The following is a 24,116-nucleotide window of genomic DNA, read 5'->3' on the forward strand; positions in this document are numbered from 1 at the left end:
GTTCTGGAGTGAATCCAGTTTGGCGTGAACACGATCTCCATCGGCGTGAATCCGTCAGTTCCCGGCCTCCGAGGCCGAGTTGAGGGAACCGCCCGCCGGGGCCTGACCGGGTACCGCGGGCAGACCGGCCTCGATACCGGACCGTCCGCCGGCACCGGCGCCGGCCCCCGTGCCGCACTGCGCCGCCGCGCCGCCCGTGCCACCGCCCACCGAGCCGGAGTCCGACGCCGCGGCCCGGGCGCTGAGTTCGGGGCCGGTCGGCAGCATCGACAGCAGCGTGGACGGCACCTTCACCGGCGTGGCCCCGCCGTAGCCGAGAGCGGCGAGGGCGTTGGCGTCCGGGATGCGGTACTTCACGCCGTCGTCGCCGACCAGGAACGTGGTGTCGCCGACGGTCTCGCCGGCCGCGCCCAACGCCCGTACCAGCGTGCCGTGTCCGGGCCGCGCGACCACCCGGTCGACGTTCACGCAGGCCGCGGTCAGCGCCGTCGGGTCCGCCTGGGCCTCGGGGTACAGCGCGCTCTCCGCGACCCGTACCGAGGTCACCCGCACCTGTCCGTCGGCCGGGTCGACCTGGGCGCACACCGACTGCCCGGCCGCCAGGGCCAGCGCGCTCGGCGGGGTGTCCGGCAGCCCGGCGACCGACGGGTCGGTGCCCGCCGAGCCCGGTGCCTGGTGGGCGCGCAGGTCGGACACGTCGATCGTGACGACGTTCGGCGCCCCTCCGTCGTAGGCCTCCTTGCGGGTGTCCGGATCGCCCAGCAGCAGCGCCGACTGGGTGTCCGTCACCGGGTGCAGGCCGTCCTTCTGGAGGAGGTACTCCTGGTTGCCGGAGCCCGCCACCACGCGGAACACCTGGCCGATCCGGGTGGCCCTGCCGCCGAGTTCGGGGCCGGTCGTGCCGCGGCCGTCGACCTTCGGGGTGGCCAGGTCCGGGCCGGTCACCAGGGCGTCGAGGAAGGCCGCCGACACCGGGCGGGGGGTCACGGGCGCGTAGCCGAGGGACTCCGCGGCGCCCGAGTCCTCGTCCAGCTCAAGGCGGCTGCCCTGCCACACCAAGTAGGTGTGTTTGTCCGGGCCCTTGACCACCAGCGCCGACTTCGCGCCGACCGGGTCGGTCTCCACCGGGGCGCCCGGCACGAGGGTCGTCTGCAGGCCGGAGCCGGTCGAGCAGACCTCCCACGGCGAGGACTCCAGGTCACTGGTGCCCGGTACGGAGTCGGGGGCACCGGTGATCCCGACCGGCCGGCCGACGGGGGTGCCCGCGAGGGACGACGAGCCGACCGACGTGGTCTTCAGGTCGGCGCCGCCGATCAGCACGGCCGAGGCGTAGTTGCGCACCGGGCGCAGCCTGCCGTCGGCGTACAGGTAGCGGGCGCCGGTGTCCTTGTTGACGATCAGGGTGTCGCCGCTGCGCCAGGCGTCGTTGCCGCCGGGCCTGAGCAGCCCGAACACCAGCGCCCCGGCGCAGAACAGCACGCCGACGATCAGGCCGACGAGGGCGCCCCGGCTGGTACGGCCCAGCGGGCTCTCCGGTGCGTCCGGGTCGGCGAGCAGCATGCCCGAGGTCAGGCGGCCCATCATGAACGTGTGCGCTTGCACCTGGTCGCGCTTCGACCGCACGCTTTCCTCCTGGCTCGGTCGTTCTGCTTCTGGTTGGCCCGGCTGTACCCGGACCCTGCTCGCGGACCGACGGGCCGGTCGGCCCGTGACACCGCGTCCGGTTCCCGCTCTCGTTCGACGTGCCCGGCCCGCGCTCGCGGACCGACGGTTCCCGAACCGGCCCGGAACGGCGGCCTGTTCACCGCCCTCGCCGCGGAACGGCGGGCAAGTCCACCCGCGCTCCGCCTCCGGCTCCCGTCCCGGTCCACGGGCCGGACCCTGTCCGCGGACCGGCCGTTCCCGAACCGGCCCGGAACGGCGGCCGGTTCACCCGGCCCTCGTCGCGGAACGGCGGCTCCCGGGTCGGTCCGGACGGGTGGTTGCCGACCGACCCGCGGCGCGGGCCGGTTCACCCGCTTCTCGTCCGCAGGGCCGACACGCGGTCAGCCGAAGATGCCGCGGAGGGTGCCGAAGACGCCCAGCAGCCACAGGGTCAGCGGCAGCAGGGCGATCGCCAGCAGGGAGTGCAGGATCTCCGCCGCGCGTCCCCAGTAAGGGACCAGGCGTCGTCCCGGTACGGTCCACACCGCGACCGTGAGCGCCGCCGCCACCGCGAGCAGGCCCGCGACCAGCAGTGTCCGCTCGGTGCCGGACAGCCGCAGGCCCCAGCCGAACGCGAGCAGCAGCAGACCCCACGCGCCCGGCAGCACCAGCACGAGCCGCTGCGCGGTGTTCACCAGACCCCGGCCGTGCAGGAGCAGCAGCAGCGACAGGACCAGCGCGACCAGCAGCGCGGGGAGGCTCGGGCGGCGGGCCAGGGCCACCAGGCAGGCGGACGAGAGGACGCCCGTCGCGCCGTAGAGCGCGGTCATCCACTCGCCGGCGAGCTCGGTGCGTACGGCGACGTCGTTGCCCCGGTAGGGCTCGATGCCCTCCTGGAGCTGTTCCGCGTTGGTGGGCAGCGCGGGCATGCGCATCCCGGCGAACTTGAACGACAGCGACGGCACCAGACCGCCGAGCAGCACCGTGAGCGCGGCGACGACACCGGCCGCGCCGGCCACCCGAACGTCGAACACCGTCATCAGCACCCCGCCCACCGCCGCCGCGAGCGCCACCAACGCCGACGCCAGGAACAGCGGGGTGCGGGCCGCGGAGGCCGCGAGGGCGAGGACCGCGCCGCCCGCCCAGGCCGCCGCCGCCCCCAACAGCCGTGCCCCCAGCACCTGGTGGGCCTGCGGACCGCTCAGCTCACCGCCCGGCACCAGCCAGCCCGCGAGCGCGAGCGCCGGTGACGCGAGCAGGCCCAGGATCACGCCGGTCGCCGGATCGTCCACGGCCCGGCTCGCAGAAGCGGACCCGGCCAGCAGCAGCAGACCGGTTCCTACGGCGGTGGCCGCGCGCAGCGACGCGGGGGCGCCCGGCAGCGCCAGCAGGACAAGCCCGGCCAGCACCGCCACCGCGAGCAGGCCGCGCAGCAGGCGCCGGGCCGCCTCGGGGCTCCAGCCGTGCAGGCGGTCCCGGGTGACCGCGGCGATGCCGTCGACCAGGTCGTCGAGGCGTACCTCGGGCAACGCCTCGGTGCGCGGCCGGAGATGGAGCGCCTCGCCGTCGGTCAGCCCGAGGGAGGCAAGGGTCGCCTCGTCGTCGAGCGGCCGGCCGCCGAGGCGCTGGAGTACCCAGCCGTCGTGTTCGAGACCGGTCTCCTCGGCCTCCTCCCCCGCGTACCGCAGCACGGTGGGCAGCAGGTCGGCGACCGGTACGTCGGACGGCACGGCGAGGTCGATGGTGCGGGCCGGGGCCCGCACGGTCAGATGGCACAGGCCGGTCACGGAAGTGTCGGTCATACCGGGGCTCACGTCTCCTGGACATCGAAACGGGGGCACGCGGCGCGGCGTGCGGGGTGGGGGGAACGAGGGGAACAGGGTGCCGGTGAAGCGGGGGGTGACATGGACGTACAGAGTTGACGGGGTGCACACTACTGACACTCCCTACGACGCGTGTCAACGGGAGCCCCCACCAACGGTGTTGACAGCGTCCTCCACCGTGCCAGTGCCGAGGCCTGATTTCGGTGCATGCCCCCACATGCCGCCGCGGTGCGCGAAGTCCGTTAGGAGCCCCAAGCGTTGAGCGTGGTCCTGTTCCGTCGTCCTGCCCGCCGTCGCGGACCCGACATGCCCGCAGGCGAGTTGGTCCTCCAGGAACCGCCGACCCTCATGGAGACCGTCCCGGACACGTCCGCGGTGTGGACGTATCTGCCGATGGCCATGATGTCGGTCTCGATGATGATGCTGTTCCTGCGCTCGGGCGGTCAGTCCAGCGGTGTCTTCATGTACATCGCGCTCGGCATGATGGTGATGGCCGCGGGCGCGATGATGATCGGCCAGGTCATGCGCAAGGCCGGCGACCGCAAGCAGCGGCTGCGCGGTGAACGCCGGGACTATCTGCGCTACTTGGCGCAAAGTCGACGTACGGTGCAGCGGGCCGTGGTCGAGCAGCAGCTCGCGCTCGCCTGGCGGCATCCCGAGCCCCGGGTGCTGCGCACGATGGTCCGCACGACGCGGCTGTGGGAGCGCCGGGTCAAGGACGACGACTTCGGCGAGGTGCGGATAGCGGTCGGCGACCAGCAGCTCGCGATGCGGCTGACTCCGGTCTCCAGCAAGCCCGTTGAGGACCTGGAACCGCTGTGCGCGCATGCTCTGCGCCGGTTCATCCGCGCCTACAGCACCGTTCCGGGCCAGCCCATCGCCCTGTATCTGCGGTCCTGGTCACGGGTGTTGGTGCACGGTGACCACGACTCCGCGCGCGGGATGCTGCGCGCCGCGCTGTCCCAACTGGCCCTGTTCCACCCGCCGGAGGAGCTGTGGATCGCGGTGTGCGCCGGTGACGAGGTGCGTGCCGAGTGGGAGTGGGTGAAGTGGCTGCCGCACAACCAGCACCCTCAAGAGACCGACGGCGCCGGTCCGTTGCGCATGGTGGCCTCCGCCTTCACCGATCTGGAGGACCAGCTCGGCAGCGAGTTCTCCGAGCGGCCCGCGTTCGACCCCGACGCCGTGCCCGGCCGTGACGAGCCACTGGTGGTCGTCATCGTGGACGGCGCGAGCATCCCGGCAGGACACCGCTTCGACGGCCCCGGTTACCGCAACGCCGTCGTCCTCGACCTCTCCGACAGCCTCACCTGGCGGCCCGGCCGCACCACCCTGCGTCTCGACGTCGCCCCGGACTCGGTCTCCCTGGTCCGCACCGACCGCAGCCGCAAGGAACAGGCCACCGTGCTGGGCCGCCCCGACCGGATGGGTCCCGTCGCCGCCGAGGCACTGGCCCGGCTGATCGCGCCGTACCGGATGAGTCTCTCCTCCGACGCGGTCGAACCGCTCTCGAACGACACCGAGTTGACGACCCTGCTGGGCATCGCGGACCTGCACCGGCTCGACCCCGACACGATCTGGCGGCGGCACACCGGCTCCGGCCGGCTGCGCGTCCCGGTCGCCGTCGGCGCGGACGGGCGGCCCGTGGAGCTGGACATCAAGGAGTCCGCGCAGGGCGGCATGGGACCGCACGGCATGCTGATCGGCGCGACCGGTTCCGGCAAGTCCGAGCTGCTGCGCACCCTGGTCCTCGGTCTCGCGCTCACCAACTCCTCCGAGACCCTGAACTTCGTCCTCGTGGACTTCAAGGGCGGCGCGACCTTCCTCGGCCTGGACGAACTCCCGCACACCTCCGCCGTCATCACCAACCTCGCCGACGAGGCAGCCCTGGTGGAGCGTATGCAGGACGCGCTGCACGGTGAACTCATCCGCCGCCAGGAGCTGTTGAGGTCCGCGGGCAACTACACCTCGGCCCTGGAGTACGAGAAGGCGCGGGCCGGCGGCGCCGATCTCGCCCCGATGCCCAGCCTGTTCGTCGTCGTCGACGAGTTCAGCGAACTCCTCGCCTCGCACCGGGAGTTCATGGAGCTGTTCGTGATGATCGGCCGCCTCGGCCGGTCCCTCGGCGTGCACCTGCTGCTCGCCTCGCAGCGCCTGGACGAGGGCCGGATGCACCAGCTGGAGTCGCACCTGTCGTACCGGATCGGTCTGCGCACCTTCTCCGCGATGGAGTCGCGGGGCGTCCTCGGTGTCCCCGACGCGTACGAACTGCCCTCGCAGCCCGGCAGCGGCTACCTCAAGTCCGGCATCGAGGCGCTCACCCGCTTCCGCGCCGCCTACGTCTCCGGCCCCTACCGCAGGCGCGGCGGTGCCGTCGCGCAGGCCCGGGTCGCCACGCAGGTGGTGCCCTGGTCGACCGGGTACATCGTGCCGCGCGCTCCCGCGCCGGCCGCGGTCGTGCCGGAGCCCGAGGCGGAGGAGAGCGCCGAGAGCCTGCTGGCGGTGGCGCTGGACCGGCTGCGCGACTCCGGGCCGCCCGCGCACCGGGTGTGGCTGCCGCCGCTGGACACCGCGTCCCCGCTGGACGTCCTGCTCGGCGGTCTCGCCGAGGACCCGGACCGCGGTCTGAACGCGTCCCGCTGGATCGGCACCGGGAAGCTGCGGGTGCCGGTCGGCCTGGTCGACAAGCCCTTCGACCAGCGCCGTGACCCGCTCGTCGTGGACCTCGCCGGAGCCGGCGGCCATGTCGCCGTCGCGGGCGGTTCGCAGAGCGGCAAATCCACCGTCCTGCGCAGCCTCATCATGGCGCTCGCGCTCACCCACACCCCGCGCGAAGTCCAGTTCTACTGCCTCGACTTCGGCGGCGGCACGCTCTCCCAGCTGACCGGTCTGCCGCATGTCGGCGGGGTCGCGGCCCGCCTCGACACCGAGCGGATCAGCCGTACGGTCGCCGAGGTCACCGCCGTCCTCACCCAGCGCGAGCAGTTCTTCCTCGACAACGGCATCGACTCGATGTCCACCTACCGGCGCCGCCGCGCGGCCGGGGAGTTCCCCGACGAACCGCACGGCGATGTCTTCCTGGTGATCGACGGCTGGTCGGCGGTGCGGCAGAACTTCGACCAGTTCATCCCGACGTTCAACCAGATCGCCACCAGCGGTCTCAACTACGGCATCCACCTGATCGTCGCGACCGCCCGCTGGCTGGAGCTCACCGCCCCGGTCCGCGACCAGTCCGCGACCCGGCTCGAACTCCGGCTCGGCGACACGATGGACTCCGTCGTGGACATCCGCAAGGCGAGCGCGGTACCGCAGATCCCCGGCCGGGGTCTGACCGTCGAGACGAAACTCCACTTCCTCTCGGCGCTGCCGCGCGGCGACGGTTCCACCGACCACGAGACCCTCAGCGAGGGTGTCGCGGACCTGGTCGACCGGATCGCCTCGGCCTGGCACGGGCCGCGCGCCCCGCAGGTCCGGATGCTGCCGCACCGGCTGCCCGCGGCCGAACTCCCCGAGCCCGAGCTCGGCGACGGCGTCAGCCTCAAGATCGCGCTCGGCCAGGACGAGGAGACCCTCGGCACGGTCTGGCACGACTTCTCCCGCACCCCGCACCTGGTGGCCGTAGGCGACACGGAGAGCGGCAAGACCAACCTCCTGAGGCTGGTCGCGGACTCGGTCGTCGCCCGCTACACCCCGGCCGAGGCCCGCATCCTGGTCGTCGACTACCGCCGCGGCCTGGTCGACGCGGTCCCCGAGGAGTACCGCCTGGGCCACGCGGTGGCGCTGGAAGCCCTGAAGCAGCTGGTGGGCGGCTCGGCGAAGGCGCTGCGCACCCGCGTCCCAGGCCAGGAGATCACCCCGGCCCGCATGCGCCAGGCCGACTGGTGGACGGGTCCCCGTCTGTTCGTCCTCGTCGACGACTACGACATGGTCGGCGGCGGCACGGTCATGGACCACCCCTTCGCCCCGCTCTTCGAACACCTCGCCCTGGGACACGAGTTGGGCCTCCACGTGGTCGTCGCCCGCTCCGCCACCGGCGCCGGCCGCGGCCTGAACGACCAACTCCTGCGCCGCATGGACGAGGTCAACACCCCGGGCATCCTGATGTCCTGCTCCCCGTCCGAGGGCTACGTCTTCGGCAACGTCAAACCCCGCGTCCTCCCCCCGGGCCGAGCCCTCCACATCGTCCGCCGCAAGCCGTCCCTCATCCAGACGGCACTGGCGGCGGAAGCAGCGGAGGAGTAGCCAACTGGGCGTTGCGGTACGGCTCCTGGGGCGGGGTGACTCGTCCCGGGGGCCGTAGTGGGTTGGGGCGGCGGTTGGTGTTTCGGGAGGGGGCTGAGTCGGCACGGGTGCCCGTGGAGCGCAGGGTCTGCGGCTGCGTCGGCGGGGCGTGCTCGGGGCGTAGGGCATGCGCATGCACGTCGAGCTGGGTGCCAGACCTGGGCCCGTCCAGCGCCGGTGGCTTCTTCAGCGAATCCGCCCCGAGCTTCAAAGCCACGCTCAGCTCCAACCCCCTAGGGGCGCGGGGCTGTATCTATCAGCGGCTCCGCCGCGGGGCGCGACCAGCCCCCACCGGCCCGCAGATGCCCACTGCCCGACCCGGCACCGCCGAAGGCCTCAGCCTTCCAACGACGTGCCCGCACCCTCCGTCCGGACAGACGGCTTCCACCCCAGTCGCCGCCCCCGGGGCAGGATCAGCCCCAGCCACACCACCGCGATGATCACGGCAAGCCCCGCCGACGCGGGCCACAGGGCCCGCCGCAACGGCCCGGCCGCCTTGTCGGCAGGCAGGTGGACCGGGGTACCGGCGTCGCCCCGGGCCGGTGCGGCGGCGGTGCCGGTCAGGACCGAGGTGACCGCCGCGTACGGGTCGAGGCGGGGGACGTCGGCCGGGTAGGCGGAGCTGCGGAGCAGGGTCGCGGTCTGGGCGGCCGTCAGGTCCGGGTGGACGGAGCGGACCAGCGCCGCCGCCCCCGCCACGAAACCGGCGGCCAGGGACGCGCCCGAGCCGATGTAGTGGCCGGCCTTCTTCGGGCCGATGCCGACAACTCCGTCTCCGGGCGCGGAAATTGCGGCACTGGACGTCGTGTACGCGCCGGTCGGCCGCTTGCCGGAGACGTCGACGTCGAGGACGGAGAGCACGCCGTCGTCGGCGGCCGGGTAGTAGTCGCGGGCGGGCGGACTGTCCGTCGCCGAGGTGGCTGTCGCCGGGGTGTCCGGTACGGCCGCCGCGATCACCAGGACGTCCTTCTTCGCGGCGAGCGCGACCGCCGACCGCAGCGCGGCGGTGTCACCGGCCAGAGCTGCCGACACCGTCACCACCTTGGCGCCGCCGTCCACGGCGGCCCGGATCCCGTCCGCGACCCGGTCCGCGGTGACCTTCCCCCGCGCGTCACTCCCCCGCACCGCGAGAATCCGCGCCTGCTGCGCCACCCCCGCGAACCGCACCCCGTCCGCTACGGCCGCGCCGACCAGCCCGGCCACGAAGGTGCCGTGTCCCACGCAGTCGGTCCCGGCGTCGCCGACCGCCGTGACCCGGCCCTTCAGCGCGGGGGCGGAGGACGAGACCCCGGTGTCTACCACGCCGACGGTCACTCCGGTGCCCGACGCGAACGGCCAGGTGCGGCTCAGTTGGAGGGAGACCTGTTCCCAGGGCACGTCGGTGGCGCGCTGGTCCGAGCCCGCCGCGCAGTCCGCGTCGGCGTCCAACTGCGAGGCCAGGACGGGGAGTTGGACCGTGCCGCCCGCCGCCGACGCGGACCCGGCGCCGACCGCGCTCGCGGCGGCCGTCAGCAGCAGCGCCAGACCGGCGGCGACGGCCCTGCCGTGTGTCGTCGTCATGCCCGGGCCGCCCCGCTGGAGGTCTGGGAGGAGGCCGTCGGGTCGGCGAGGTCCTCCGGGAGGAGCAGCCGCAGGTCGTCGAGGCTGGGGACGGCCAGTCTGCTGAGCCGACCCGCCTGGCGTGTCATCATCCGCTCCAGGATCTGACGGGCGGTGCGCGCGTTGCCGAACGACCGGTCGCGGGGCAGCGAGTCGAAGTACTGCCGGAGGACCGGTCCCAGCCCGGCCGCGCACTCGTAGCCGAGTTGTACGGCGTGCTCGCGGACGATGGTGACCAGCTCGTCCGAGGAGTAGTCGGCGAACTCGACCCGGCGCGAGAAGCGGGAGGACAGGCCAGGGTTGGAAGCCAGGAAGTTCTCCATCTCCTGGGTGTAGCCGGCGACGATGACGACCACCTTGTCGCGGTGGTCCTCCATCAGCTTCAGCAGGGTGTCCACGGCTTCCCGGCCGAAGTCGGAGCCGGACGCCTCGCGCGGGGTGAGGGTGTACGCCTCGTCGACGAACAGGACACCGCCCAGGGCGCGTTCGAAGACCTCGCGGGTCAACTGCGCGGTGTGGCCCACGTATCGGCCGACGAGGTCGGCGCGGGACACCTCGACGAGCTGGCCGCGCGGCAACACGCCCAGGGAGGCGAGGAGTTCGCCGTAGAGGCGGGCCACGGTGGTCTTGCCGGTGCCGGGCGGGCCGGTGAAGACGAGGTGGTGGCTGAGCCGGGGCACGGGGAGTCCGGCGGCCTCGCGCTGCTTGGCCGTCGACACCAGGTTGACGAGGTCGGTGACGTCCCGCTTCACCGCGTGCAGTCCGACCAGCGCGTCCAGCCTGCTCAGCGCGTCGTCGCCGGGGTCGACGGCGTTCGGTCCGTCGGCGGCGGTGCGAGCCGCCTCCTCGCTGATGTCCTGCGGCAGCAGCAGGGAGAGGTCCTGCTCGGTGACGTCGGTGAGCGCGGACAGCCGTACGGCCTGCCGGTCCACCATCTCCTCGAACACCTGCCGTGCGGCACGGCCGTTGCCGAACCCGGCGTCCTTCGGTATCCGTTCGAAGTGCACGGCGAGGGCGTGGCGGGTCTCGTCGGCGAGCGCGTACTGGTGGCGCACGCACATGCTCTCCATGATCTCGACCAGCTCCGGCACCGAGTAGTTCTCGAACTCGACGGTGCGTGAGAAGCGGGACGCCAGACCGGGGTTGGAGCCGAGGAAGCTGCGCATCTCGTCGGAGTAGCCGGCCGCGACGACGACCACGTCCTCGCGGTGGTCCTCCATCAGCTTCAGCAGGGTGTCGACGGCCTCGCGGCCGAAGTCGGCCCCGGAACCACGGGAGTCGGAGGTGAGGGTGTACGCCTCGTCGACGAACAGGACGCCGCCCAGGGCCCGTTCGAAGGCCTCGGTGGTCTTGATGGCCGTACCGCCGATGACCTGCGCGACGAGGTCGGCGCGGGAGACCTCGACGAGGTGGCCGGAGCGCAGGGCGCCCAGCTCGGCGAGGATCGTGCCGTAGAGGCGGGCGACGGTGGTCTTGCCCGTACCGGGCGGACCGGCGAAGACGAGGTGGCGGCTCATCGGCGGTGCGGACATGCCGAGTTGGGCGCGGCGGGCGGCGAGCTGGGTGAGGTTGACGAGGGTGCGGACCTGTTCCTTGACGTTGTCGAGGCCGATCAGGCTCTCCAGCGCGGCCATCGGTCCGTCGGGACGTCCGGGGCCGTCGGAGGCGGAGACCGTGCCCGCCGGGTCGGTGCCCTCGGCCTCGCCGAAGCCCCACGCGTCGCGGGACTCGTTGCCCGTGCTGGTGAGGTTCTCCACCGCGAGCCGGCCGCCGGCCTTGGCCTGGACGAGGCCGCCGCCCTTGTTGTCGCGGACCGTGCAGCCCACGACCGACACCGGTGCCTCCGACTCGACGCGGATGCCGTCGCGGTCGTTGCCCGCGGCCTCGCAGCCGTTCAGGGAGGCCCGGCCGCCGTCGCGGACCAGGAAACCGTGCTCGGCGGACGCGGCGGTCCGTACCCGGTTCGCCGTCAACTCGCCGCCGGTGTCCACGAGTACACCGCAGCCACCGGCCGAGACCAGCTCGCCGTCGCGCAACGCCGCCGTACCCTCGCCGCCGATCTCCAGACCGGCACCGCCGGGGTTGTTGACCCGGAAGCCCGCGAGATAGACGTTGCCGCCCGCCGCGACCTCCGCGCCCGCGCCGCCCGGTGCCTCGACCGTGCAGTCCTCGACGCGGCCGCGCCCGCCGTCGCGCACGGAGACCCCGGAGCCGCCCGCGCCGGTGATGCGGGCGCGCCGCACCAGCGGGTTGGCGTTGCCGCGGATCACCACACCGGCGCCCTTGACGTCGATGATCTCCACGCGCTCCAGCTCGGCCGCCGCGTCCTCTTCGAGCAGCACGCCGTCGCTCTCACCGTCGCGGACGGTCAGCGAGGTCAGCGTCGGCGAGGAGGCCCCGGCCACGCGCAGCGCCGCCATCTGGGCGCCGGTCAGCCAGCAGTCCTCGTACGTGCCGCGCGAACGGTCCGTCACCAGCAGGCCGTTGCCCGTGGTGCGGGCGGTGCGGCAGCGGCGCAGCACCGGGTCGGAGCCGTGCGAGACGATGATGCCGGGACCGCTGCTGCCGGTGACCCGCACCTCCTCCAGCTCGCAGCGGGCGGTGCTGGTGATGTGCACACCGATCGAGGTGTCGCGGACCACGGTCCGCAGCACGCGTATCGCGCTGCGCTCCTCAAGTGCCAGCGAGGGCTTGTCCGTTGACGCCAGGTCGCAGTCCTCAATGGAGCCCTGGGCGTCGCCGTTGGCGAGCACGCCGTTGCCGCGCGCGTCCCGCACGGTGCAGCCGCGCAGGGTGGCCCGGCCGCGCTCGCCGATCACCACCCCGCTGGTGCCGAAGTGTTCGAGGGTGCAGGACTCCAGCGAGCTCTCGGTCGGCGAGGTGACGACGACACCGGCGCCGGTGCGGTTGGACACCCGGCACTCACGCATCGCCAACGAGCCGGAGTTGCGCGCCAGTACGGTCGTCCACGAGGCGCCGGACAGATCACAGCCCTGCATCGCGACCTGCCCGTGCGAGGCGTCCACGGCCGGGTGTTCCTCGTCGTGGCCCTGGACCACCAGGTCGGTCAGCATCACCGCGTCGACGCGCAGCGAGATCACGGTGCCCTTGCGCGGGGCCAACCGGACGGTGCCGCGCGCCTGTTCGGCGACGATGGTGACCCGGGTGGTGACGACGAGGTTCTCCTCGTACGTCCCCGGGCGCACACTCAGCACCGCGCCTCCGCGCGCCCTCGCCAGGGCCTCTCCGATCGTCCGGGCGTCCCCGGTGCCCTCCGGACAGACCGTCAGTACCTGGCGCACTCAGCTGACCTCCTCGTGTCGGCACCTGTCGGTTGCGGTAACCCCATCATGCCGTCCCCGCACGCGCGTTCCCACTCCGGTCCGGAAAGCGGAACGTTCGCGGCGGGTGCGCGCGGTGCGGCACAACAGTGCCGTACGGCGAATTATGGGCTGTTGCGCAACGGCCGTACCAGCACCGGGGCTTGTGCGTGACGATTGTTAACTCCGGTGAAAGGAACCGCCGTTGGCGCATGCGCGTGAAAGGACGTGAATAGGATTGCGCACACAGACGTACGACGAACTGCTGGGCGAATGAGAGCGGACAGGGCGGATGACAGACCGAACCGGACCGGCCGCGCGGAAAACGGCGGCAGAGAACTCGGCAGAGAACTCGGTGACGGGCGCCACGGCCGGGGAAGCGACGGCGGCGGCATCGGCGGCCGGTGAATCAGCGGCGGCCGGCACGGCAGGGAGCACGGCGGGCGAGGCGTCCAAGTCCCGTTCAGGAACTGCCGGTTCCCCCGGGGCCCTCTCCGCGGAGGCCGTCGCGGCGGAACTCTCGGCGGAATCCGTCGCGGCGGAGCTGAGCCGTCCCGCGACCTCGGCGGCGGAGGCCGAAGCGCTCGCCGGCAGCCGTACAACAGAAGAACGTTCGGGGCCGGGCGGCCCGGAATCCGCTGCCGCCAAGTCGGCGCGGCAGGAGGCCGAGGCCGAGGCCCCCGCCGGGGTGCTGGCCGCGAGCATGCCCGAGGGCGACGGACCCACCCCCGGCGACACGGCGGCCGCGTCCGTCGGCCGCCCCGGCCGCCCGCTGCTGGCCGGTGCGGCCGTGCTCGGCGCGCTGCTGATCGCCGTACCGGGGCTGCTGATGAGCCGGGACCGGACGCCGGAGACCCACGACCGGGTGGTCGCCGACCAGGCGGGCACGATCCTCGGCGACGGCGCGTCGACGCCGGGCGCCGGGGCGTACGCCTCGGGCACCCCGACCGCCCCCACCGGGCACACCACACCGAAGACCGCCGCACCGCACAAGACCTCGGCGGGCAGGACGACCGTCGCACAGCCGGTGAGCGAGCCGACGACGGTCAAGAAGACGAAGAAGCCGGCGGCGAAGGCGACGAAGAAGTCCACGACGACCAAGTCCGGGACGAAGTCGAGCACCACCACCACGACGTCCAAGTCCTCGTACCCGTCGGACGTCCTCGTCACGGCCACCCGGGTGCTGAAGGCGGGCCAGTCCATCAACGCGAAGAAGGCCCGGCTGCGCATGCAGACCGACGGCAACTTCGTCCTCTACGACGAGAACAACAAGGCCCGTTGGGCCACCATGACCTTCGGCTCGAACTTCCACGCGGTGTTCCAGGCGGACGGCAACCTCGTCGTCTACACCTCCGACAACCGCGCCGTCTGGGCCAGCCAGACCCAGGGCCACGACGGCTCGATCCTCCGCCTCCAGGGCGACGGCAACATGGTGATCTACTCCGGCGGCTCGACCGCGATCTGGGCGAGCAACACCCAACACTGAACGACCTGAACTCCCTCCGGCCCGGCCCCACTTGGGGGCCGGGCCGGAGCCATGGAGGTCAGCTCGCGGTGAGGGTGACGTCCTGGCGCTGCACCGCGTGGAAGCGCGGCAGGGGCAGGCCGCCGGAGGCGGCGAGTTCCATCACGGTGGCCTCGACCTGGGCCGTGCCGGGGGTGACCGGGTGGGACGGCTTGCCCGAGTTCTGCCAGGTGTGCTCCCTGCCGTCGCAGACCGCGCGGGTGCCGCCGATGCCGTGCCGGACCGAGGGGTCGCTCTGGCTGACGGAGGAACTGACAAAGGCGGCACCGGAGTTGCCGAGACAGCGGTAGGTGCCGGAGAGGGTGACGGTGCCGTCCGGGGCGATCGTGCCCGTGGGGTCGACCGTCACCGTCTCGTACGGGGCGGCGGACGCGGTCGCGGCGGGGGCGGCGGCCAGCAGGAACAGCGCGGCACCGGCCGCCGTACCGAGGACGGAACGCAGGGACATGGGGATACCTCCTGGAGTTGGGGCCTCCACTGGTACCGGGCGGCGGCCCCGACTCCCGTGATCCTCACTCCTTCGGTGGCGAGTCCGCACAGAGCGTTGCGCTCGTCACTCATTAGGTGGCGGCTCCGCACCGAGCGTCGTGGAACCGTCCGAGTGTTGTCCGCGTGTTGTCACGCTTCACAGCGGGCTGTTCCGATGAGTTCGCGCCGGGAGGATGGTCTGTATATGCGATGCGGGCGGTGACGGAGCCGCCGGAACGGATCGCATCCGACGTGGAGGTACGCCATGTGTTCCCACCAGTCCTCGTGCCCCGTGACCGACACCGTCGCCGAGACCCCGCACATCGTCTCCGCCCACCCCGAGCAGGGCTGGACGCTGCTGTGCGACGGCGCGATCGTCTTCGACGACCTGGGCGCCGTTCTCCCCGACGGCCGGATCGTCGCCCCGCACCGGGTACCGGCGGATCAACTAGCCGTCGCCGCCTGACCGTTCCCGCCCCTCGCGGTGACCTGCGGACCGTGAAAGTTCAGGTTACGCACCCGAGGTGACCAGCAGCGATGCCGTCGGCCTAAGATGATCAACGTGTCCGACCAGCATGCTCCACGGTCTCTCATCGTCACGCTCTACGGCGCGTACGGCCGCTTCGTGCCCGGCCCGGTTCCCGTCGCGGAACTGATCCGGCTCCTGGCCGCGGCCGGCGTCGACGCGCCCTCCGTGCGCTCGTCGGTGTCCCGCCTCAAACGGCGCGGGCTGCTCCTGCCCGCCCGTACGACAGAAGGCGCCGCCGGGTACCAACTCTCGCCCGAGGCACGGCAGTTGCTCGACGACGGCGACCGGCGCGTCTACGCGACCACGCCCCCGGAGGACGAGGGCTGGGTGCTCGCGGTGTTCTCCGTACCCGAGTCGGAGCGCCAGAAGCGGCACGTCCTGCGCTCCCGCCTGTCCGCCCTCGGCTTCGGCACCGCCGCCCCCGGCGTGTGGATCGCACCCGCCCGCCTGTACGAGGAAACGCGGCACATCCTCCAACGGCTGAACCTCGACCCCTACGTCGACTTCTTCCGCGGTGAGCACCTCGGCTTCGCGGCGACCGCGGAGGCCGTCGCCCGCTGGTGGGACCTGCCCGCGATCGCCGCCCAGCACCAGGCGTTCCTCGACCGCCACGCGCGCGTGCTGCACGACTGGGAGCAGCGCGCGGACACCCCGCCCGAGGACGCCTACCGCGACTACCTCCTCGCCCTGGACTCCTGGCGCCACCTCCCCTACGCCGACCCCGGACTGCCCGCGGGCCTGCTCCCCCGGGACTGGCCGGGCGCCCGCTCGGCGGAGGTGTTCCGGGCACTGCACGAGCGGCTGCGGGACGCGGGGGCGGTGTTCGCGGGCGTGTGACAGGAGTGGCCGTAGCCGCTGATTGTGAACAGTTCATGGCAGGGGCCCGTGACCTCTTGCGCACCACCAGTCACTCAGCTAAACCTCAGCTTCTTTAGCAGGTCCTCTCAGAGTTCTTACCTAGCCTTCGACGACGTCGCTCGTCGGGTAAGAAAGAGGACTGTTGCGCATGACCACCACGGCAAGGGCTCAGGGAGCCACCGTCTGGCTCACCGGACTGCCGAGTGCGGGTAAGACGACGATCGCCCAGCACCTCGGGGAGCGACTGAGAGCCGAGGGACATCGCGTGGAGGTCCTCGACGGCGACGAGATACGCCGCTTCCTCTCGGCCGGCCTCGGCTTCTCCCGCGAGGACCGCAACACCAACGTCCAGCGCATCGGCCTCGTCTCCGAGGTCCTCGCCCGCAACGGCGTCCTCTCCGTCGTCCCGGTCATCGCCCCGTACGCCGACAGCCGCGAGGCCGTCCGCAAGCGCCACGAGGCGAGCGGGACGCCGTACATCGAGGTGCATGTCGCGACCCCCGTCGAGGTGTGCAGCGAGCGCGACGTGAAGGGCCTCTACGCCCGCCAGGCCGCGGGTCACCTCACCGGCCTGACCGGCGTCGACGACCCGTACGAGCCGCCCACGGATCCGGCGCTCACCCTGCCGACGCAGGTGCAGAGCCCGCAGGAGTCGGCGGACGCGGTGTACGCGGTGCTGTCCGAGCGGGGGTTGGTGTGAGCGCGGTGACGACCACAGAGACCTTCGCCCTCTCGCACCTGGACGCCCTCGAGTCCGAGGCGGTGCACATCTTCCGTGAGGTGGCGGGTGAGTTCGAGCGGCCGGTGATTCTGTTCTCCGGCGGCAAGGACTCCATCGTGATGCTGCATCTGGCACTGAAGGCGTTCGCGCCCGCGCCGGTGCCGTTCTCGCTGCTGCATGTGGACACCGGACACAACTTCCCCGAGGTCCTTGAGTACCGCGACCGTGTGGTCGCCGCACATGGGCTCCGCCTCCATGTGGCCTCCGTACAGGACTACATCGACCGCGGTGTGCTGCGCGAACGTCCCGACGGGACCCGGAACCCGCTCCAGACCGTGCCGTTGACCGAGCGGATACAGAGCGAGCGCTTCGACGCGGTCTTCGGTGGGGGTCGTAGGGACGAGGAGAAGGCGCGCGCCAAGGAGCGGGTGTTCTCGCTGCGGGACGAGTTCTCGCAGTGGGATCCGCGCCGGCAACGCCCCGAGCTGTGGAATCTGTACAACGGCCGTCACGCACCCGGCGAACACGTCCGCGTCTTCCCCCTGTCCAACTGGACCGAGCTGGACGTCTGGCAGTACATCGCCCGCGAAGGCATCGAACTCCCGCAGATCTACTTCGCCCACTACCGCGAGGTCTTCAACCGCGGCGGCATGTGGCTGACCGCCGGTGAGTGGGGCGGCCCGAAGGCGGACGAGACCGTCGAGAAGCGCCAGGTGCGGTACCGGACCGTCGGTGACATGTCGTGCACAGGTGCCGTCGACTCCGACGCGGCGACCCTGGAGCAGGTCATCACCGAGATCGCCGCCTCCCGGGTCACCGAGCGCGGCGCCACCCGTGCCGACGACAAGCTGTCCGAGGCCGCGATGGAAGACCGCAAGCGCGAGGGGTACTTCTAACCATGAGCACCATCACCATCGACACGCTGCGGTTCGCGACGGCCGGTTCGGTCGACGACGGCAAGTCCACTCTGGTCGGGCGGCTGTTGCACGACTCCAAGTCGGTGCTGACCGATCAACTGGAGGCCGTGGAGCGGGTGTCGGCCGATCGCGGGCAGGACGCGCCCGACCTCGCGCTCCTCACCGACGGGCTGCGCGCCGAGCGCGAGCAGGGCATCACGATCGACGTGGCGTACCGCTACTTCGCCACCCCGCGCAGGCGGTTCATCCTCGCCGACACCCCGGGCCATGTGCAGTACACCCGCAACATGGTCACCGGCGCCTCCACCGCCGAGCTGGCGATCATCCTGGTCGACGCGCGCAACGGTGTCGTGGAGCAGACCCTGCGGCACGCCGCCGTGGCGGCACTGCTGCGGGTGCCGAACGTCGTCCTGGCCGTCAACAAGATGGACCTGGTCGGGTACCAGCAGCCGGTGTTCGAGCGGATCGTCGAGGAATTCGCGGGCCACGCGGCCGAGTTGGGGCTGCCCTCCTTCACGCCGATCCCGGTGTCGGCGCTCGTCGGCGACAACGTGGTGGACCGTTCGGCGCACATGGACTGGTACGAGGGCCCGGCGCTGCTGGAGTTCCTGGAGGACGTGCCGGTCGGCGCGGACCCGTCCGACGCACCGGCCCGTTTCCCCGTGCAGTACGTCATCCGGGACGGCGAAATCCGTTGGTACGCGGGCCAGTTGGTGTCCGGCTCGCTGCGCGTCGGTGACCGGGTGACGGTGCATCCCTCCGGGGAGACCTCCGAGATCACCGGGATCTCCGTGCTCGGCACCGAGGCCGACGTGGCGTACGCGCCCCAGTCGGTCAGCCTGCGCCTCGCGGACCAACGGGACGTGTCGCGCGGCGACATGATCACCGCCGGGGCCGACGCGCCGGCGCTCACGCAGGACGTGCGGGCCGCCGTATGCCATCTGGCCGACCGGCCACTGCGGGTCGGCGACCGGGTGCTGCTGCGGCACACGACCCGCACGGTCAAGGCGATCGTCAAGGACCTCAGCGGTGCGGCCGAGCTGACCGCGAACGACCTGGGCCGGATCACCCTGCGCACCGCCGAGCCGCTCGCGCTGGACGACTACGCGGTCTCCCGCCGCACGGGCGCGTTCCTGGTGATCGACCCGGCGGACGGCGCGACGCTCACCGCGGGGATGGCCGACCTGGCCTGATACCCGACCGCAGAACGCCCTCGGGCCCCGTTTCGGACGGGGCCCGAGGGCGTTCTTGTGCCCTGCCGAGACAGCGCGTCGAAATGACCTGTGGCCGTCGCATCCGTCACGAGTCGTCAATAGCGCGGTAACAACGGGAGCAGCAGTGCGGGAGTGGCCGTTGAACGGGGTATGCCGCTCGGTACCGGGGCCGAAGGTCCCGTCCGGTGCCCGCCGAGAGACTCTGACAAAGGGCGCCGTACCATACATATAGTTGAAAGCAGGACAGCCTGCTCCATGAACGGACCCGCCTTGCAAGAACGCCCTTCCGCCTCCGCCTCCTGGCGCATCGCACTGCCGCACACCGCCGCGGCCGTGCCGGTGGCCCGCGCACTGGTCCGTACGGCTCTGTCCGAGGTCAAGTACACGGCCGACAGCGACACCGCGGAGCTGCTGACGGCGGAGCTGGTCGCGAACGCGGTGGAGCACACCGCCGGTGACGCCCCCATAGAGCTCGTGGTCGAGCTGCTGCCCACCGGCTGCCAGGTCGAGGTGCACGACCCCGACCCGGAGCCGCCCGGAAGTCTCACGAAACCCGTCGTCGAGGACCCCGACCCCTGGCAGGAGCACGGGCGCGGCCTGCTGCTGATCCGCGCCCTCAGCTCGTCGTGCGGCCACCGCCCGACCGAGTCCGGCAAGGCGGTGTGGTTCAGGCTGCCCGTCGTACCGCCGCAGTGGCACCCGGCGGGATAGCCGCCGTAGAACCTCTGTAGGACAAGAAGGCCTGGTCAGGCCAGTGTGGCCACCAGGATGGCCTTGATCGTGTGCAGTCGGTTCTCCGCCTGGTCGAAGACGACCGAGTGGGCGGACTCGAAGACCTCGTCGGTGACCTCCAGCGAGTCGAGGCCGTGGGTCTCGTATATCTCGCGGCCGACCTTGGTGCCGAGGTCGTGGAAGGCCGGCAGGCAGTGCAGGAACTTGACGTCCGGGTTGCCGGTGGCCCGTAGGACGTCCATGGTCACGGCGTACGGCGCGAGGGCCGTGATCCGCTCGTCCCAGACCTGCTTGGGCTCGCCCATGGAGACCCAGACGTCGGTGACGACGAAGTCGGCGCCCGCCACCCCCTCCTCGATGCCCTCGGTGAGCGTGATGCGCGCTCCGCTCCGCTCGGCGAGCGCGCGGGCGGCGGTGACGATCTCCTCGGCGGGCCAGTACGACTTCGGGGCGACGATCCGTACGTCCATACCGAGCAGCGCGCCGGTGACCAGGTAGGAGTTGCCCATGTTGAAGCGGGCGTCGCCGAGGTAGGCGAAGGCGATCTCCTTGAGGGGCTTGGCGCTGTGCTCGGTCATCGTGAGCACGTCGGCGAGCATCTGGGTGGGGTGCCAGTCGTCGGTGAGCCCGTTGTAGACCGGCACGCCCGCGTAAGCACCCAGTTCCTCCACGGCCGCCTGGCTGTCCCCGCGATACTCGATGCCGTCGAACATACGGCCGAGCACGCGCGCGGTGTCCTTCACGGACTCCTTGTGCCCGATCTGCGAGCCCGACGGGTCGAGGTAGGTCGTCGAGGCCCCCTGGTCGGCCGCGGCGACCTCGAACGCGCAGCGCGTGCGCGTCGAGGTCTTCTCGAAGATCAGCGCGATGTTCTTCCCCGACAGGTACCGCGTCTCGCCCCCGGCCTTCTTGGCGGCCTTCAGCTCGGCGGCCAGCTCGATCAGACCGCGGAACTCCTCCTCGGAGAAGTCCACTTCCTTGAGGAAGTGGCGGCCGGCGAGGGCGGTCGGGACTGTCGCCATGGGGGCGCTCCAGAGATGCGGGTACAGAGGAACAGATGCTTTTTGGAATTCTATACGATACCTCGAATTTCTATACGGCAGCCCGCCCGCCGTCTCGCTATACGGCGTCCCGCTCGACCGGGCAGCTCATGCAGCGCGGCCCGCCCCGGCCCCGGCCCAGCTCGCTCCCCGGGATCTCGATCACCTCGATGCCCTGCTTGCGCAGAAACGTGTTGGTGGTGGCGTTGCGCTCGTAGGCGACGACGACGCCGGGCTCGACGGCGAGGACGTTGCAGCCGTCGTCCCACTGCTCGCGTGCCGCCGCGTGCACGTCCTGCGTGGCGGTCAGGACGCGGATCTCGCTCAGCCCGAGAGCGGCGGCGATCGCGCGGTGCATGTGCTCCGGCGGATGGTCGGTGACCTTCAACTCCTTGTCGCCGACGCCCGGTTCGATGGTGTACGACCGGAGCATGCCGAGCCCGGCGTACTGGGTGAAGGTGTCGCCGTCGACCATCGTCATCACCGTGTCGAGGTGCATGAAGGCGCGCTGCTTGGGGATGTCGAGCGCCACGATCGTCTGCGCGGACCCCTCGGCGAACAGCTTGTGCGCGAGCATCTCGACGGCCTGCGGGGTGGTCCGCTCGCTCATACCGATGAGCACCGCGCCGTTCCCGATGACGAGTACGTCGCCGCCCTCGATGGTGGACGGGTAGTCGGCCTGCCCCTCGGACCAGACGTGGAACTTCTCGGACCGGAAGAGCGGGTGGTGCCGGTAGATCGCCTCGAAGTGGACGGTCTCGCGCTGCCGGGCCGGCCAGCGCATGGCGTTGACGGAGACGCCGTCGTAGATCCAGGCGGAGGTGTCGCGGGTGAAGAGGTGGTTAGGCAGGGGGGCGAGGAGGAAGTCGTCGAGGTCCATGACGTGGAAGCGGACGGAGGTCGGCTCCGCGTGTGCCTCCAGGAACTCCCGCTTGGTCATGCCGCCGACGAGCGCCTCGGCCAGTTCGGGTGCGGGCAGCGCCTCGAAGGCGGCGCGGAGGTGGTCGGTGGCGAGGGGGCCGTACTCCTTCTCGTCGAAGACGCGGTCCAGGACGAGCGCGCGGGCCGCCGGGATCGCCAGGGACTCGGCGAGGAGGTCGCCGAAGAGGTGGACGGCGACGCCCCGGTCGCGGAGCACGTCCGCGAAGCCGTCGTGCTCGGCGCGCGCCCGGCGCACCCAGAGCACGTCGTCGAAGAGGAGGGCGTCCTTGTTGCCGGGGGTGAGCCTTTTGAGCTCCAGATCCGGCCGGTGCAGGATGACGCGGCGGAGCCGCCCGGTCTCGGAGTCGACATGGAGTGCCATGTCTCCATCCTGACCATCCGGGGCCGGGTTCACCCCCTTACTTCACATACCGCCACCGCTTCGCGTACCGCCATTTGTTTTCGTCCCCTTGACGACAAGTGGGCCGCGCGATTATCGTCTTACTGACGAGATCGATGCGGGATCTGACCGGATCCCACGGGAACTGACGGGATCTGAGGGACTCTGATGGCCGACATCACCCGGCGCCTGGGCTGGCGCCACCTGCGCGGAGCTCCTACGGCGCACATCCGGCACCACCGCTCGGGCAAGCTGCTGCACGACGGACCCGGACTCAGCTTCTGGTTCCGCGCGTTGACCGCCGCACTGTCCGAAGTGCCGGTCGACGACCGCGAGTTGGCCATGACCTTCCATGCCCGTACGTCCGACTTCCAGGACGTGGCGGTCCAGGCGACCGTCACCTACCGCATCAGCGACCCGGCCCTGGCCTCCGCCCGCCTCGACTTCTCGGTCGACCCGGACACGGGCGTGTGGCGAGGGGCGCCACTTGAGCAGTTGGGCACCTTGCTCACCGAGACGGCTCAACAGCACGCGCTGGCCGTGCTCGCCCGCACACCGTTGGCATCCGCGCTGGTCGACGGGGTGACGGCGGTACGGGAGCGGATCGCGACCGGCCTCGGCGCCGAACCGCGTCTCCCGGCCACCGGCATCGAGGTGGTCGCCGTCCGCGTGATGGCCATCCGCCCCGAACCCGAGGTGGAACGGGCACTGCGCACCCCGGCCCGCGAACAGATCCAGCAGGAGGCGGACAAGGCCACCTACGAACGCCGGGCGGTGGCCGTCGAGCGGGAGCGCGCGATCGCCGAGAACGAACTCGACAGCCAGATCGAACTCGCCCGCCGCGAGGAGCAGTTGGTCGACCAGCGCGGCACGAACACGCGCCGCGAGGCCGAGGAGCACGCGGCCGCGGACGGCGTACGGGCCGAGGCGGAGGCGACCCGTACGGTACGGCTCGCCGACGCCGAGGCCGCGCGTTCCGTACGGCTGTCACGTGCCGAGGCCGAGGGTGCGCGCGAGGTGGGTGACGCACGGGCGCACGCCCAGGCGGCGTGGCTGCGGGTGCACGCGGACGTCGACGTCGCGACGTTGAACGCGCTCACCGGGACACGTCTCGCGGAGAACCTGCCGAACATCGACAGCGTGACGATCTCGCCGGACGTGCTGACGGGGCTGCTGGCCAAGCTCGGCGCCGGGGAGAGTGCGTGAGTCTCGCACCGCGGGCCGTCCTCGTCCATCGGACCACGGAGTACGAGGAGTTGGTCGCCCGGCACGGGACGCACGGCCAGGCCGCGTACTTCCTGAAGTCGCGGGGCGGGGACATCGAGGAGGTCGCCGAACGGCACCGCCGGACCCGGCGGGCGCTGGCCGAGGTGTCGGCGGCGATTCCTCTGACCTGGCGTCAGACCCAGGTCGAACGGGCCGACTTGGACCGGTTCCTGTTCGCGCCGGAGGACGTGGTGCTGGTCGTCGGGCAGGACGGGCTGGTCGCGAACGTCGCCAAGTACCTCGCCGGGCAACCGGTGTTGGGCTTCGACACGGACCCCGGGCGCAATCCGGGCGTCCTGGTACGGCACCGTCCGTCGACGGCGGCCGTGGCCGCGCTGCTGCGGTCGGTGCACGTGGGCGGTACCGGGGTGGACGAACTGACCATGGTCGAGGCCGTCGCCGACGACACGCAGCGACTGGTCGCGCTCAACGAGATCTATCTGGGTGCCGTCGGTCATCAGACGGCCCGATACCGCCTGGGTCTGGAGGGCGACGGGGGTGTCGTCGAGGCCCAGGCGTCCTCCGGGGTGCTCGTGGGAACGGGCACCGGGGCCACGGGGTGGCTCCGGTCGGTGTGGCAGGAACGGGGCAGTGCGCTGTCCCTGCCACACCCCTCGGAGGACAGGTTGGTGTGGTTCGTACGGGAGGCGTGGCCTTCGCCGGTCACCGGGACGTCCTTGGTGGCGGGTGAGTTGAGGGGGTCGGCCGGGCTTCAACTCACCGTTGAGTCCGAAGGGTTGGTTGTGTTCGGGGACGGGATGGAGGGGGATGCGGTGGAGTTGACGTGGGGGCAGGGGGTTCGGGTGGGGGTGTGTGAGGAACGGTTGCGGTTGGTGGGCTGATGGGTGGGTGGAAAAC

The 24,116-nt window shown here is 71.7% G+C and carries 17 protein-coding genes; 10 read left to right on the forward strand and 7 right to left on the reverse strand.

Annotated features, from left to right (window positions below; translation table 11 throughout):
• Nucleotides 1–54: 54 nt before the first annotated feature.
• Nucleotides 55–1,623 (reverse strand): type VII secretion protein EccB, encoded by a 1,569-nt coding sequence (gene eccB / locus OG504_RS14905; RefSeq protein WP_405990275.1) that lies wholly within the window; start codon nt 1,621–1,623, stop codon nt 55–57.
• Between the two features lie 422 nt (nt 1,624–2,045).
• Complete coding sequence (eccD, locus tag OG504_RS14910; RefSeq protein ID WP_405990276.1) at nt 2,046–3,446, reverse strand: type VII secretion integral membrane protein EccD; 1,401 nt, start codon at nt 3,444–3,446, stop codon at nt 2,046–2,048.
• 327 nt (nt 3,447–3,773) lie between these two features.
• Here eccD and eccCa point away from each other — a divergent pair, with 327 nt between their 5' ends.
• Complete coding sequence (gene eccCa / locus OG504_RS14915; protein ID WP_405990277.1) at nt 3,774–7,709, forward strand: type VII secretion protein EccCa; 3,936 nt, start codon at nt 3,774–3,776, stop codon at nt 7,707–7,709.
• A 375-nt stretch (nt 7,710–8,084) separates the two neighbouring features.
• Here the strand turns inward: eccCa and OG504_RS14920 are convergent, their stop codons facing one another.
• Both OG504_RS14920 and OG504_RS14925 read right to left on the reverse strand, forming a co-directional pair.
• Entirely contained in the window at nt 8,085–9,308 is a 1,224-nt protein-coding gene (locus tag OG504_RS14920) for a S8 family serine peptidase (RefSeq protein ID WP_405990278.1), read from the reverse strand.
• Nucleotides 9,305–12,649, reverse strand: a complete 3,345-nt coding sequence (locus tag OG504_RS14925) for a right-handed parallel beta-helix repeat-containing protein (protein ID WP_405990279.1) — start codon at nt 12,647–12,649, stop codon at nt 9,305–9,307. Before OG504_RS14925 ends, OG504_RS14920 begins: the two co-directional genes overlap by 4 nt.
• Nucleotides 12,650–12,959: 310 nt before the next feature.
• Between OG504_RS14925 and OG504_RS14930 the strand changes: the two genes are divergently transcribed.
• Complete coding sequence (locus tag OG504_RS14930; protein ID WP_405990280.1) at nt 12,960–14,153, forward strand: hypothetical protein; 1,194 nt, start codon at nt 12,960–12,962, stop codon at nt 14,151–14,153.
• Between the two features lie 58 nt (nt 14,154–14,211).
• On the opposite strand, the gene OG504_RS14935 is transcribed toward OG504_RS14930, so the two are convergent.
• Nucleotides 14,212–14,640 carry a DUF6299 family protein gene (locus OG504_RS14935; protein WP_405990281.1) on the reverse strand — a complete coding sequence of 143 codons (429 nt, stop codon included), beginning with the start codon at nt 14,638–14,640 and terminating at the stop codon, nt 14,212–14,214.
• A gap of 285 nt (nt 14,641–14,925) precedes the next feature.
• On the opposite strand from OG504_RS14935, the gene OG504_RS14940 reads away from it, so the two are divergent.
• The 6 genes from OG504_RS14940 (at nt 14,926) to OG504_RS14965 (ending at nt 19,610) form a co-directional block, all read left to right on the forward strand.
• On the forward strand, nt 14,926–15,126 hold the full coding sequence (locus OG504_RS14940) for a DUF5999 family protein (RefSeq protein WP_405990282.1): 201 nt from the start codon (nt 14,926–14,928) through the stop codon (nt 15,124–15,126).
• Between the two features lie 87 nt (nt 15,127–15,213).
• Nucleotides 15,214–16,026, forward strand: coding sequence for a PaaX family transcriptional regulator C-terminal domain-containing protein (locus tag OG504_RS14945; RefSeq protein ID WP_405990283.1), 813 nt, complete (start codon nt 15,214–15,216; stop codon nt 16,024–16,026).
• A 169-nt stretch (nt 16,027–16,195) separates the two neighbouring features.
• A complete protein-coding gene (gene cysC / locus OG504_RS14950; protein WP_405990284.1) occupies nt 16,196–16,747 on the forward strand; it encodes an adenylyl-sulfate kinase in 552 nt (183 codons plus the stop codon).
• On the forward strand, nt 16,744–17,664 hold the full coding sequence (gene cysD, locus OG504_RS14955) for a sulfate adenylyltransferase subunit CysD (RefSeq protein WP_405990285.1): 921 nt from the start codon (nt 16,744–16,746) through the stop codon (nt 17,662–17,664). Before cysC ends, cysD begins: the two co-directional genes overlap by 4 nt.
• A gap of 2 nt (nt 17,665–17,666) precedes the next feature.
• Nucleotides 17,667–18,878 (forward strand): sulfate adenylyltransferase subunit 1, encoded by a 1,212-nt coding sequence (locus OG504_RS14960; RefSeq protein ID WP_405990286.1) that lies wholly within the window; start codon nt 17,667–17,669, stop codon nt 18,876–18,878.
• Nucleotides 18,879–19,154: 276 nt separating this feature from the next.
• Nucleotides 19,155–19,610 (forward strand): ATP-binding protein, encoded by a 456-nt coding sequence (locus OG504_RS14965; RefSeq protein WP_405990287.1) that lies wholly within the window; start codon nt 19,155–19,157, stop codon nt 19,608–19,610.
• 35 nt (nt 19,611–19,645) lie between these two features.
• Here the strand turns inward: OG504_RS14965 and argF are convergent, their stop codons facing one another.
• Nucleotides 19,646–20,653 (reverse strand): ornithine carbamoyltransferase, encoded by a 1,008-nt coding sequence (gene argF, locus OG504_RS14970; protein ID WP_405990288.1) that lies wholly within the window; start codon nt 20,651–20,653, stop codon nt 19,646–19,648.
• Between the two features lie 97 nt (nt 20,654–20,750).
• Nucleotides 20,751–21,974: an arginine deiminase gene (locus OG504_RS14975; protein ID WP_405990289.1), complete on the reverse strand. Its 1,224-nt coding sequence runs from the start codon at nt 21,972–21,974 to the stop codon at nt 20,751–20,753.
• 186 nt (nt 21,975–22,160) lie between these two features.
• On the opposite strand from OG504_RS14975, the gene OG504_RS14980 reads away from it, so the two are divergent.
• Both OG504_RS14980 and OG504_RS14985 read left to right on the forward strand, forming a co-directional pair.
• Nucleotides 22,161–23,198 carry an SPFH domain-containing protein gene (locus OG504_RS14980; protein WP_405990290.1) on the forward strand — a complete coding sequence of 346 codons (1,038 nt, stop codon included), beginning with the start codon at nt 22,161–22,163 and terminating at the stop codon, nt 23,196–23,198.
• A complete protein-coding gene (locus OG504_RS14985) occupies nt 23,195–24,100 on the forward strand; it encodes a hypothetical protein (protein ID WP_405990291.1) in 906 nt (301 codons plus the stop codon). Before OG504_RS14980 ends, OG504_RS14985 begins: the two co-directional genes overlap by 4 nt.
• Nucleotides 24,101–24,116: the final 16 nt, after the last annotated feature.

It is taken from the genome of Streptomyces sp. NBC_00986 (genome assembly GCF_045162565.1).
In the GTDB taxonomy this organism is placed as follows: Bacteria; Actinomycetota; Actinomycetes; order Streptomycetales; family Streptomycetaceae; genus Streptomyces.

What these genes read in the sequence shown, in the direction of transcription:
- OG504_RS14960 (WP_405990286.1), top strand. Translation starts at nt 17,667, where the DNA reads ATGAGCACCATCACCATCGACACGCTGCGGTTCGCGACGGCCGGTTCG.
- OG504_RS14965 (WP_405990287.1), top strand. Translation starts at nt 19,155, where the DNA reads ATGAACGGACCCGCCTTGCAAGAACGCCCTTCCGCCTCCGCCTCCTGG.
- argF (WP_405990288.1), bottom strand. Translation starts at nt 20,653, where the DNA reads ATGGCGACAGTCCCGACCGCCCTCGCCGGCCGCCACTTCCTCAAGGAA.
- OG504_RS14920 (WP_405990278.1), bottom strand. Translation starts at nt 9,308, where the DNA reads ATGACGACGACACACGGCAGGGCCGTCGCCGCCGGTCTGGCGCTGCTG.
- eccCa (WP_405990277.1), top strand. Translation starts at nt 3,774, where the DNA reads ATGCCCGCAGGCGAGTTGGTCCTCCAGGAACCGCCGACCCTCATGGAG.
- eccD (WP_405990276.1), bottom strand. Translation starts at nt 3,446, where the DNA reads ATGACCGACACTTCCGTGACCGGCCTGTGCCATCTGACCGTGCGGGCC.
- OG504_RS14980 (WP_405990290.1), top strand. Translation starts at nt 22,161, where the DNA reads ATGGCCGACATCACCCGGCGCCTGGGCTGGCGCCACCTGCGCGGAGCT.
- OG504_RS14935 (WP_405990281.1), bottom strand. Translation starts at nt 14,640, where the DNA reads ATGTCCCTGCGTTCCGTCCTCGGTACGGCGGCCGGTGCCGCGCTGTTC.
- OG504_RS14945 (WP_405990283.1), top strand. Translation starts at nt 15,214, where the DNA reads ATGATCAACGTGTCCGACCAGCATGCTCCACGGTCTCTCATCGTCACG.
- OG504_RS14975 (WP_405990289.1), bottom strand. Translation starts at nt 21,974, where the DNA reads ATGGCACTCCATGTCGACTCCGAGACCGGGCGGCTCCGCCGCGTCATC.
- OG504_RS14940 (WP_405990282.1), top strand. Translation starts at nt 14,926, where the DNA reads ATGTGTTCCCACCAGTCCTCGTGCCCCGTGACCGACACCGTCGCCGAG.
- cysC (WP_405990284.1), top strand. Translation starts at nt 16,196, where the DNA reads ATGACCACCACGGCAAGGGCTCAGGGAGCCACCGTCTGGCTCACCGGA.
- OG504_RS14930 (WP_405990280.1), top strand. Translation starts at nt 12,960, where the DNA reads ATGACAGACCGAACCGGACCGGCCGCGCGGAAAACGGCGGCAGAGAAC.